The organism is Bradyrhizobium sp. CSS354 (genome assembly GCF_029051725.1).
Classification (GTDB): domain Bacteria; phylum Pseudomonadota; class Alphaproteobacteria; order Rhizobiales; family Xanthobacteraceae; genus Bradyrhizobium.
In genome coordinates this window covers 172,993-183,638 of the sequence record NZ_JAACFU010000012.1, presented here as the reverse complement: position 1 = coordinate 183,638, position 10,646 = coordinate 172,993, and the positions used below count along the sequence as shown (strand labels likewise).

Here is a 10,646-nt window from a genome sequence, read left to right as displayed (position 1 = left end):
GGGTTGGAGGCTGAAGGGGAGGGGTGAGGTGGCATGCCAAGACCACGCATTCCGCTTTCGCCAGGACGACGCCGGAGGGGAACGGCCCGGCCCAAGGGTTGACGCAGCTTCCCCGCCGCGCCATTGAGCAGGGGGCCTGGTGAGCCAAGCCGCGCCCCCAAAACCCAGTTAGAAGCCAAGATGCCCGTTCGTCTCGACCGCAGCAGCGCCGATTTTGACCAGCGATTCGGGGCCTTCCTCGCCGCCAAGCGCGAGGCCTCGGCCGACGTCGAGGCGGCCGCGCGTGTCATCGTCGACGACGTGGCGAAGCGGGGCGATGCCGCCCTGCTCGAGGCCACGGCAAAGTTCGACCGGTTGACGCTGGATGCCTCCGGCCTGCGCGTCACCGCCGCCGAGATCGAGGCCGCGGTGAAAGCCTGCGATGCCGCGACGCTGGATGCGCTCAAGCTCGCGCGCGATCGCATCGAGACCTATCACAGCCGCCAACTGCCGAAGGACGAGCGCTTCACCGATTCCCTCGGCGTCGAGCTTGGCTGGCGCTACACCGCGATCGAATCCGCCGGCCTCTACGTGCCCGGCGGCACCGCGGCCTATCCGTCCTCGGTGCTGATGAATGCGGTGCCGGCAAAGGTCGCCGGCGTGACGCGTCTCGTCATGGTGGTGCCCTCGCCCGACGGCAAGCTCAACCCGCTGGTGCTGGCGGCAGCGAAGCTTGGCGGCGTCACCGAAATCTATCGCGTCGGCGGTGCGCAGGCGGTTGCCGCGCTCGCGCATGGCACCGCGACGATCGCGCCTGTCGCCAAGATCGTCGGACCCGGCAACGCGTATGTCGCCGCGGCAAAGCGGCTGGTGTTCGGCAAGGTCGGCATCGACATGATCGCCGGCCCCTCGGAGGTGCTCGTCATCGCCGATGACACCGGCAATGCCGACTGGATTGCCGCCGACCTGCTGGCGCAGGCCGAGCACGATGCCAGTGCGCAGTCGATCCTGATCACCGATTCCGCGCGCCTTGCCGCCGATGTCGAAAAGGCCGTCGAGGCGCAGTTGAAGACGCTGCCGCGCGCTGCGATCGCAACCGCCTCGTGGGCCGATTTCGGCGCCATCATCATGGTGAAGAACCTCGACGACGCCATTCCGCTCGCGGATGCGATTGCCGCCGAGCATCTCGAGATCATGACGCAAGATCCCGACGCGCTCGCCGCAAGGATCCGCAACGCCGGCGCCGTGTTCCTCGGGCCGCATACGCCGGAGGCGATCGGCGATTACGTTGGCGGCTCCAACCACGTGCTGCCGACGGCGCGCTCGGCACGATTCTCGTCGGGTCTCTCGGTGCACGATTTCCTCAAGCGCACCTCGATCCTGAAATGCGGCCCGGACCAGCTGCGTGCGCTGGGTCCGGCCGCGATGATTCTCGGCAAGGCGGAGGGGCTAGATGCTCATTCGCGCTCGATTGGATTGCGCCTCAATTTGTCATGACCCAGCCGCCCGAACAGGACGACTCGCAGAATCGCATCGTCGGCGTCACGCTCGACGAGGACTCGATCGGCCGTTCCGGCCCCGACATCGAGCATGAGCGCGCGATCGCGATCTACGATTTGATCGAGCAGAATCTGTTCGCGCCGGAGGGCGCCGACGGGAAGGGCCCGTTCACGCTGCATATCGGCATCACCGGCAGCCGCCTGATGTTCGACATCCGCCGCGAGGACGGCACGCCGGTGGTCGCGCATCTGTTGTCCCTGACGCCGTTCCGGCGGATCGTGAAGGACTATTTCATGATCTGCGACAGCTATTACCAGGCGATCCGCACGGCGACGCCGGACAAGATCGAGGCCATCGACATGGGCCGCCGCGGCATCCATGACGAGGGCTCGCGCACGCTGCAGGAGCGGCTGAAAGGCAAGGTGCGGGTCGATTTCGAGACCTCGCGCCGGCTATTCACGCTCATTACTGTCCTTCATTGGAAGGGCTAAACGCGGATGGCTGCGCCCCCACGCGCACGCGATCCGCAATCGGTGCTGTTCGCTTGCGCGATGAACAGCGTGCGCTCGCCGATGGCGGAGAGCCTGCTGCGGCACATGTTTCCGCAAGGCCTCTACGTGAAGTCGGCCGGCGCCAGGCGCGGCGAACTCGATCCGTTCGCGGTGTCTGTGATGGCCGAGCTCGGCCAGGACATCTCCACCCACAAGCCGCAAACCTTCGAGGAGCTGGAGGATTGGGAGGGGCTGAATTTCGACCTGATCATCACGCTGTCGCCGGAGGCGCATCACAAGGCGCTGGAGCTCACCCGCACGCTTGCCGCCGACGTCGAATATTGGCCGACGCTTGATCCCACCACCATGGAAGGCAGCCGCGACCAGAAGTTAGCGGCCTACCGCGACGTCTGCGACCAGCTCCTGCTGCGCATTCGCCGGCGGTTTTCGAAGGTGGGCGCGGCGAACGGGTAGCATTCGGCGCCCGTAACATGCGCGTCACAGACTGCAGGCACACGCATCCCGTGCCCGTCGAATCAGTAAAGTCCGGGTTCCCGGGTTGTGAAATCAGCCCCCGTCCGATAGGTTCCGCGCGCAATTCACCCCCTGCTTCATTCCCCAAATCACCTGATGCTCGGCCGCCCCAAATTCGTTCTCGCCTCCGGTTCGCCGCGGCGCCTGTCGCTGCTCAACCAGGCCGGCATCGAGCCGGACGCGCTCCGGCCCGCCGACGTCGATGAGACGCCGAAGCGGGGCGAGCTGCCGCGCGCCTGCGCCAACCGGCTCGCGCGGGCCAAGGCAGATGCGGCGCTCAAATCGGTGCAGCTCGACGACGAGCTGCGCGGCGCCTTCATCCTCTCCGCCGACACGGTGGTGGCGGTCGGCCGCCGCATCCTGCCCAAGGCCAACCTCGTCGATGAAGCCGCGCAGTGCCTGCGGCTGCTCTCGGGCCGCAACCACCGCGTCTACACCGCGATCACCCTGGTGACGCCGCGCGAGGCCTTCCGCCAGCGTCTGGTCGAGACCCGCGTCCGCTTCAAGCGCCTCTCGGAGGACGACATCCAGGCCTATATCGGCTCCGGCGAATGGCGCGGCAAAGCCGGCGGCTACGCCGTGCAGGGCATCGCCGGCTCATTCGTGGTCAAGATGGTGGGGTCCTACACCAACGTGGTCGGCCTGCCGCTCTACGAGACCACCACGCTGCTCGGCGGCGAAGGTTTCCCGATCCGCTTCGGCTGGCTCAACGCCACCGCCGTGTGAGCCGAAAAGCCGCTCCTGCAAAAATCGCGAAAACAACCCCATGCACAGTAGAACCGCTCCGCGTGGCCTGGCCGGGACGCCTGCGCGTCCGCCGGAGGAACCCCTTTGGCGACAGGCTCTTGAACTCTCTCACCTCGTGTAAGCTGAGCACCTCATGGACGACCAGGTGAAAAAGCCCGCAAGCCCCCTCAAAACCTGCCCGATCTGCGGCAAGCCGCAGTCCGAGGCCACCCGCCCGTTCTGCTCCCCGCGCTGCCGCGACGTCGATCTGAACCGCTGGCTGAAAGGCTCCTATGTCATTCCCGGCCGGGATGACGAGGCAGATGGAGAGGAATAATTGCGGTTTATCAATTGGTTAATTGAAGAAATTGCCCGACTTGCGCTCCCGCGGCAGTTTTGTTCACAGCCGGACCGCGCCCGGCGAAGCCTCTTGGCGAAGCCGGGTGGACAGGCAGCCTTCAGCCCACTATAAACCGCCCGCTCGATGGGCTTTGGCCCCTCTTTGGAGCACGCCCAGGTAGCTCAGTTGGTAGAGCATGCGACTGAAAATCGCAGTGTCGGTGGTTCGATTCCGCCCCTGGGCACCATTTTCGCTCTCCACGGGCAACATCTTCCCCAGCGCCAAGCCTTGACCAGCGGGCTCGCGCAGCACTCCGTTCCGGAACCAGATCGCGCCGCCCATAGCTGGCACTCTGCTTGCTCAGCCAGGACCAAAGTCTGGCCTTGGTAGCGAGGCCGTTTCAGGTTGAGGCAAGTGATGCAGGAAGTGTCCCGTTCTGGTGCTGCTGGCGAACTCCGGCTCGATGCGTTGGTCGCCGATTTGTGGTGGCGCGTTCGGCTCATGAACACAGACATTCTCGAGGAAGAGGCGAGAGCAGGGGTGTTTGACGTGCTGCAGCCGACATACCCGCTGCTTGCGCTTAATCTTCGCGCGCGACGTGACAATTTGGTCTCGACGATCGGCGTGCTCGAGCAGCGTGCGCGATCAACGTCGGAAGCTGCCTGAGGGTTCGTTCACACCGGCAACGTCAGCGACGTCAGCTTCGGCGCGCGAATACAAGCTGTCGGACGTCGATCTTTTCGGCCCTGAAACCTGCCTCGCAGTAGCAGAGGTAATATTCCCACAGCCGCCGGAACGGCTCGTCGAACCCGAGTGAGGTCAGGTCCGTCCAGGCATGGCCGAAACTCGCTCGCCAGACCGCGATCGTCTTGGCGTAGTCCTGTCCAAAGACCCGCTCGCGGATCAGAGGCATCTGCACGCGTTCGCCGAGCGAGCGCAGGACATTCGGCGAAGGCAGCATCCCGCCCGGAAAAATGTATCTCTGGATGAAGTCCACGCGGCGCCGGTAGCTGTCAAAGAGCTCGTCTCGGACGGTGATCGCCTGGATGCCGGCAAGACCGCCCGGCTTGAGCCGTTGATGCAGTTGATTGAAGTATGTCGGCCAGAACGGCTCGCCGACAGCCTCAATCATCTCGATCGAGGCAATGCGGTCGAACTGCCCGTCCTGATCGCGATAATCCTGCAACCGGACCTCGACGTTCTCGCTGAGCCCGGCTTCGTGGATGCGCCGGCTGGCGAATGCGTGCTGCTCCTTGCTGATGGTGAGCGCCAAGACCTTGGCGCCGCAAGCTTTGGCGGCATATTCGGCAAAGCCGCCCCAGCCGCAGCCGATCTCGAGCAGGGTATGGCCGGGCCGCAGTTCGATCGCTTTCGCCAGTTGTTCGTATTTGTGCCGTTGAGCAGCGAGCAGGTCGGTCGCCTCGGGCGAGAACAATGCCGACGAGTACGTCATGCTCGGATCGAGCCAGGCCGCAAAGAACGCGTTGCCGAGATCGTAATGGGCGTGGATATTCAGCCGCGATCCCAGCCGCGTGTTTCGGCGCAGCCGATGCAGCGCGCGCCGGCAAAGCCGGACCAATGCATTGCCGGCGAAGGCGCTATCGACCAGGTCGTCGTTGAGACAGAACACGTAAAGCAGCTGGGAGAGATCCGGTGTGCTCCAATCGCCTCGAACGTAAGCCTCGGCCATGCCGATATCGCCGCCCAGGACCAGGCTTCGCGCGAAGGCGTAACTGTTGAGCTCGATGGTCGCGGACGGACCCGGATGCGTTCCCCGCAACACCACCGTTCTGCCGTCGGGAAGGCGAACATCCACGGTGCCGAGCTTGAGCCGCGAGGCAAGCCGCAGCGCGAGCCGCGCGAGCAAGGGAACGTCATCGAAGCGAGCAGTCTGGTGAGTGGCTGCGAGGTCCATGGCTTCACATTCAGCGTTGGTTCGGACGGGGAACGTAAGGAACATTTTTCAGCCAAAGCCGGATCGCTTCCCAATGGATGGCCGCGACGACCTTGAAGGTGAGAAGTGGCAGCGTGACGAGCGTCGCCAACAGTGAGCGGCTGGTCAGCGGGCGACGTTGCCCGAAGAATGCGGCCGTAAATATAGCACCGTGCTCATCGGTCTGCACGATTCTGACCCTCACTTGCTGATCGGGCGGGGCAATGCTGAAACGATACTTCGTTTGCATCTCCATGAATGGCGAGACGTAGAACTCCTTCGTATGGCATTGTCGTATGGCACCGCCGCCAGCAGCGTCCTCGACCGGAAGGACGTAGGAATGGATTTCGCCAAAAGTGTTGCGGACTTCGTAGATCAGCAGCGCAAGATCGCCGCAGCTGCCATAGCAGAAGTAGATCGAAAGCGGATTGAACACGTAGCCGAAGAGCCGCGGATAGCACAAAAGGAGGATCCGCCCTCCCGACAGATCGATATCGCGTTGTTCGGCCAGGCGTCGAACATGGTTGCTCAAGGATGCGCCGTCACGCTTGCCGTGATCGGATTCGTGAAAGCTGAAGACTGCCGCGCGATTGACGCCGAACAGGCGAGACTGGCGATCCGCTTCATCAAGCCGGTCGAGGTCGATGAGCAGGTTCATCACCCGGTAAGTGAACCTGTGGTGCACGGGCCGCATGCGTGCGTGCATCACCCGGCCCAAATAGAGCGCGGCTGCAGATGACGTCGCTGTTCGTTCTGGAGCGCCCGGCTTCAACATCTTCTACTCGGCAGCTTGGGCCAGCAACGCGCCGGACCGTCGCCACGGCACCGCACTGCCAAGTGCCTCGGCGACGGCGATGCCGGAACGCAAGCCATCCTCATGGAATCCGTAGCCGGTCCACGCGCCGCAAAACCAGGTGCGGCGGCGTCCCTGGATTTCATGGAGGTTCTTCTGCGCGGCAAACGCGCCCGCGTCATATTGTGGATGCGCGAATGTGAACTTGCCGAAAGTGAGATGAGGCGCCGGCTCAAAAGGGGGATTGAGGCTGACGAATAGCGGCTTGCTGTCGTCGATGCCCTGCAGCCGGTTCATCCAGTAGGTCACCGCGACGTCGTTCTGGGCAGGCGTTTCGCGTCGCCATCGCAAGAAGTTCCAGGATGCCCATGCATTGCGGCGTTTCGGCATGAGGTTGAGGTCGCGGTGCAGATAGGCCGTGTTTGGAGCGTAGCGGATCGCGCCGAGAATGGATCTCTCGCGTGGGTCGGCATCCGACAACATCGCCAGGGCCTGATCGCTGTGACAGGCCATCACGACAGCGTCGTAGGAGTCCTGATTGCCGTGACTGTCGCCGATCGTCACACCGTGCTCAGTGCGATGGATCGACGTCACCGCGCAGCCGAGCCGGATGCTTGCCTTGAACCTGGCCGTGAGCTTCTCGACATAGCGCCGGCTGCCGCCCTGGACGGTCCGCCAGAGCGGCCGATCCAGATGCAGCAGCCGGTGATTGTCGAAAAAGGCGATCAAGTTTTCCGCGGGGAAGGCAAGGATCTCGGCCGAGGGCGACGACCAGATGGCGGCCCCCATCGGTCCCAGATAATCGCTGAACAGGCGCGGGCTGAACGCTCCCCTGCGCAGATATTCGCCAAGCGTGAGGTTCTGGAGCCGGCCAGCCCGCAAGTCGGAGACGCTTTCCTTGTTGAAGCGTCGGACCTCGGCCAACATGCGAAGATACGACGGGGAGAAGAGGTTGCGCGGCTGGGCAAACAGGCCGGAGGCGACCTGCAGGAAGGTCTCGCCGCCACCCCGCCATTCAAATCGGCCATGGTCGGCCGACATCGCGAAGCTCATGCATGTCTCCTCGGTCTTCACACCCAGGTGTGCGAACAGAGACGTCAATTCCGGGTAGTTCGGCTCGTTGAAAACGATGAAGCCGATGTCGACGTCGATCTCTTCGCCATCGTAGTCAACGCGTACTGTATGACTGTGTCCACCCGGTCGCAATTCGCGCTCGTAGACGGTCACGGCATGACGTTCGGACAGGAGCCATGCGGCGGCATTGCCGGCAATTCCCGTCCCGATCACCGCCAAACGCATGCTTTGTCGCCCCCCAATACCACCAGCGACGCCGGAACATCCGGTTTCGGGCCAATGTCGTCCGTCGCCGGCTCAGGACAGCTCTCATAGCTGACCCGTCCACACGCGCTTGAGGAAACGTTCCAGCGGACAGCCTGGATCACCCATGAAACCGGGGCCTGGGGCGGACGTAAGGATCCGAGTTTGCGTATGGTGAGGCATGGATTTCCTGCAAATACTGATCGTCGCCGGCATCGCTCTCGCGCTTTCGCTGTTGATGGGGCTGGCCTGGATCGTTCAGCAGCGAACCGGCAATTCCGGGTGGGTCGATACGATCTGGACCTACTCCGTCGGTCTCGTTGGGGCGGTGGCGGCCCTTTTGCCGTTCGCCGAGGCGCTGCCGGTGCGCCAGATGCTCGCGGGCGGGCTCGTGCTGCTTTGGTCGGTGAGGCTCGGGACGCATATCGCCCGGCGCGCCGCGGCGGGTATCGACGATCCGCGATATGCGAGCTATGCGCAGGAATGGGGCTCACAGGCGCCGCTTCGCATGTTCGCGTTCCTGCAGTCGCAGGCCTTCGTCTCGGTGCCGCTGCCATTCGCGGTCTTCCTGGCCGCACACGCGCCACGTGCTGCCCTGGGCGTCCAGGACTATGTTGGCGCCGCCATCATGCTTGCGGCCGTTGCAGGCGAGGCGATCGCCGACGAGCAATTGCGAGGCTTCAAACGCAACAAGGCAAATGCGGGCTTGGTCTGCGATGTCGGGCTTTGGCGCTGGTCGCGTCATCCGAATTATTTCTTCGAATGGCTCGGATGGCTGGCCTACCCGGTCATCGCACTGTCGCCGGGCTACGCCTGGGGCTGGGCGAGCCTGATCGCGCCCGCGATCATGTACTGGATACTCGTGCACGTGACCGGAATTCCCCCGCTCGAAGCCCAGATGCTTCGATCCCGCGGCCGCCGGTATCGAGACTATCAGGCACGCACCAGCGCTTTCTTTCCACGACCGCCCAAGAAGGCGCCGGAATGATCGGACCTCCCGCGCCGCACGATCTGGTTCAAGGGCCTGACAAGGTTGCGCGGCAAGGCGGAACGAGGGCGCAACGTGATCCAGCGAAGGGCTCACGTCGTCTCCAGGCGTTGCCTTTGCCATGCCGGTTGCGACACCACCGGAGAGGAGACCGGACATGAGCCTGCTCTTTACGTATCTGTCGGTCGCTGCGACCTTCGTCGCGCTCGACATGATCTGGCTCAAGACCATGGTTGAGAGGCTTTACCGGCCGGTGCTGGGCGACATGTTGCGCTCGGAGCCCGACCTCGCAGCCGCGGCAGTATTTTATCTGGCGTATCCCGTCGGCCTGATCTGGTTCGCGGTGCTGCCGTCTCAGCAGGATGGCGGCGCTCTGCGCGCCTTCACGTCCGGCGTGATGCTGGGCTGCTTCACTTATGCGACCTACGATCTGACCAACCAGGCAACGCTGAGGAATTGGTCGACGGGGCTCACTGTTGCGGACGTGTGCTGGGGATCCTTCCTCGCCGGTGTCAGCGCCTGGACCGGATTTCTCGTCGCTCAACGAATGGCGCATTGATTATGGATGGGACGCACAACGGAGCGCTGCGGCAAGATGGCGATCGTAAGGCCGGCAGGTGGTACCGATGCGCCGCTTTCCTGTTTCTGGTCCCTGCTGCGGGGATTCTGATCGGGGTTCTGAACCGTCCGGGAGCGTGGTACGCGGCGCTCAACAAGCCATCTTTCAATCCGCCGGATGCGGTCTTCGCGCCGGTCTGGACGGCTCTGTTCCTGATGATCGCCGTGGCGGGCTTCCGCACCTTCGAGGCGGAGCCGCGCGGAACGACGATGAGATTATGGGGCCTGCAGATGATCCTGAATTTTGCATGGTCTCCGATCTTCTTTTCGCTTCATCGCATGGACGTGGCGCTAGGCGTCATTGTTGCGCTGTTCGCCGCGATCCTTGCCTTTGTCTGGGGTCAACGGGCGAACGATCGGTTGGCAGCGACGCTTTTCATTCCCTATGCCGCCTGGGTGGGTTTTGCGACCTTGCTGAACATCTCGTTGCTCCGTCTCAATTAAGATCAGTCGCGCAGAACTGACTTCGTCGCGTCGAATGGGTCGGCGTGGCGCTGAATTCAAGGATTGTTCGCTCCATCGCAACCTTCAAAGGCGTCTCTGGTTGCCGCGATCTTGTCGGAGAGCGAAGTGAATGCGATCTGGACACTCCGCCTGGCATCGTCGTCAAGCACGAGGTGCGCAAGATCGACCAGTCGATCACCGAAGCGCTCCATGACAGCGAGCAGATGGTCGAGACCTTCCGCGGACTGGTCCGCTGCCAGATGCTCGACCTCTCTCACCATCTGCTCGAGTCTCGCAACAGAGGACACCAGCGGGTCCTGGTGTCCGCGGTTGGGAAATTCGATGATCTCTGCGGGCACCCGCGGGTTCCTCGCCTGCTTCAGGCTGCAGCGGATGCGGCGAGGCAGTCCTTGCGTACCGTCAGAAGAGTTCGGTGCAACCAGGTCTTGATGGTGCCGACCGGCACACCGAAGCGCCGCGACAAGCTCGCGCGGCTCTCACCCTCGAGATAGGCCAGCGTCACCAGCCTGCGGCGGTCTTCCGGCAAACGAGCCAGCACGCTGCGTGCGATCGGTTCAGCGCGGGCGTAGTCGAAATCGTCGATCGCCGGCTGATCAGCACTTGTCGGAACCAGAAGTGCCTCGTCCAGCTCGTGAGTGGGCAGTCTTCTGACCCGCAGATGGTCGATGGCGGTATTCCGAGCGATGGCTGACATCCAGGTCATCGCCGAAGCACGGCCGCCGTCGAACCGACACGCGTTGCGCCAGATCTTCAGATAGGTTTCCTGAAGAATGTCATCGATGTCGTGGGGCGGAGTTCCGACGGCGAGCGCAGTCCTGCGCAGCCTGCCCCGTGTCAGCATATGCAGCGCTGCGAAGGCCCGGGTGTCGCCCGCCGAAACGCATGCCAGCAGTTCGGGCAATGTTTCGCTCTGCGCCTGTCCTGTCAGGCTTAAGCCGGCCATGACCTGTCTCCCCTTGCGT

At 63.5% G+C, this 10,646-nt stretch carries 14 protein-coding genes and 1 tRNA gene; 10 read left to right on the top strand and 5 right to left on the bottom strand.

The genetic code is table 11. The annotated features are described in order from the left end of the window. Positions 1-180 precede the first annotated feature (180 nt). The 7 genes from hisD to GWG67_RS26795 all read left to right on the top strand — a co-directional run bounded on the left by hisD (position 181) and on the right by GWG67_RS26795 (position 4,236). Positions 181-1,476, top strand: a complete 1,296-nt coding sequence (hisD, locus tag GWG67_RS26825; RefSeq protein ID WP_275172365.1) for a histidinol dehydrogenase — start codon at positions 181-183, stop codon at positions 1,474-1,476. Continuing rightward, complete coding sequence (locus GWG67_RS26820) at positions 1,473-1,970, top strand: UPF0262 family protein (RefSeq protein WP_007615473.1); 498 nt, start codon at positions 1,473-1,475, stop codon at positions 1,968-1,970. The genes hisD and GWG67_RS26820 overlap by 4 nt, the downstream gene beginning before the upstream one ends. A gap of 6 nt (positions 1,971-1,976) precedes the next feature. Then, on the top strand, positions 1,977-2,444 hold the full coding sequence (locus tag GWG67_RS26815) for a low molecular weight phosphatase family protein (protein WP_275172364.1): 468 nt from the start codon (positions 1,977-1,979) through the stop codon (positions 2,442-2,444). Positions 2,445-2,600: 156 nt separating this feature from the next. Beyond that, positions 2,601-3,230: a Maf-like protein gene (locus GWG67_RS26810; protein ID WP_007597557.1), complete on the top strand. Its 630-nt coding sequence runs from the start codon at positions 2,601-2,603 to the stop codon at positions 3,228-3,230. 154 nt (positions 3,231-3,384) lie between these two features. Continuing rightward, positions 3,385-3,567: a DNA gyrase inhibitor YacG gene (gene yacG / locus GWG67_RS26805; protein WP_275172363.1), complete on the top strand. Its 183-nt coding sequence runs from the start codon at positions 3,385-3,387 to the stop codon at positions 3,565-3,567. A gap of 174 nt (positions 3,568-3,741) precedes the next feature. Beyond that, positions 3,742-3,817: transfer RNA gene (locus GWG67_RS26800), tRNA-Phe, on the top strand. Positions 3,818-3,987: 170 nt separating this feature from the next. Further along, positions 3,988-4,236 carry a hypothetical protein gene (locus GWG67_RS26795; protein ID WP_275172362.1) on the top strand — a complete coding sequence of 83 codons (249 nt, stop codon included), beginning with the start codon at positions 3,988-3,990 and terminating at the stop codon, positions 4,234-4,236. A gap of 31 nt (positions 4,237-4,267) precedes the next feature. Here GWG67_RS26795 and GWG67_RS26790 read toward each other — a convergent pair whose 3' ends face one another. The 3 genes from GWG67_RS26790 to GWG67_RS26780 are packed head-to-tail and all read right to left on the bottom strand — an operon-like array spanning position 4,268 to position 7,595. After that, positions 4,268-5,485, bottom strand: coding sequence for a cyclopropane-fatty-acyl-phospholipid synthase family protein (locus tag GWG67_RS26790; RefSeq protein WP_275172361.1), 1,218 nt, complete (start codon positions 5,483-5,485; stop codon positions 4,268-4,270). 10 nt (positions 5,486-5,495) lie between these two features. Further along, positions 5,496-6,278 (bottom strand): DUF1365 domain-containing protein, encoded by a 783-nt coding sequence (locus GWG67_RS26785; RefSeq protein ID WP_275172360.1) that lies wholly within the window; start codon positions 6,276-6,278, stop codon positions 5,496-5,498. A 3-nt stretch (positions 6,279-6,281) separates the two neighbouring features. Next, positions 6,282-7,595 carry an NAD(P)/FAD-dependent oxidoreductase gene (locus tag GWG67_RS26780; protein ID WP_275172359.1) on the bottom strand — a complete coding sequence of 438 codons (1,314 nt, stop codon included), beginning with the start codon at positions 7,593-7,595 and terminating at the stop codon, positions 6,282-6,284. Positions 7,596-7,794: 199 nt separating this feature from the next. On the opposite strand from GWG67_RS26780, the gene GWG67_RS26775 reads away from it, so the two are divergent. The 3 genes from GWG67_RS26775 (at position 7,795) to GWG67_RS26765 (ending at position 9,663) form a co-directional block, all read left to right on the top strand. Beyond that, complete coding sequence (locus GWG67_RS26775) at positions 7,795-8,601, top strand: DUF1295 domain-containing protein (protein WP_275172358.1); 807 nt, start codon at positions 7,795-7,797, stop codon at positions 8,599-8,601. A gap of 157 nt (positions 8,602-8,758) precedes the next feature. Then, positions 8,759-9,160, top strand: coding sequence for a DUF2177 family protein (locus GWG67_RS26770; protein ID WP_275172357.1), 402 nt, complete (start codon positions 8,759-8,761; stop codon positions 9,158-9,160). A 2-nt stretch (positions 9,161-9,162) separates the two neighbouring features. Beyond that, positions 9,163-9,663, top strand: coding sequence for a TspO/MBR family protein (locus tag GWG67_RS26765; protein ID WP_275172356.1), 501 nt, complete (start codon positions 9,163-9,165; stop codon positions 9,661-9,663). Between the two features lie 56 nt (positions 9,664-9,719). Here GWG67_RS26765 and GWG67_RS26760 read toward each other — a convergent pair whose 3' ends face one another. Both GWG67_RS26760 and GWG67_RS26755 read right to left on the bottom strand, forming a co-directional pair. After that, on the bottom strand, positions 9,720-10,022 hold the full coding sequence (locus GWG67_RS26760) for a hypothetical protein (protein ID WP_275172355.1): 303 nt from the start codon (positions 10,020-10,022) through the stop codon (positions 9,720-9,722). A 20-nt stretch (positions 10,023-10,042) separates the two neighbouring features. Next, complete coding sequence (locus GWG67_RS26755; RefSeq protein WP_275172354.1) at positions 10,043-10,627, bottom strand: RNA polymerase sigma factor; 585 nt, start codon at positions 10,625-10,627, stop codon at positions 10,043-10,045. Positions 10,628-10,646: the final 19 nt, after the last annotated feature.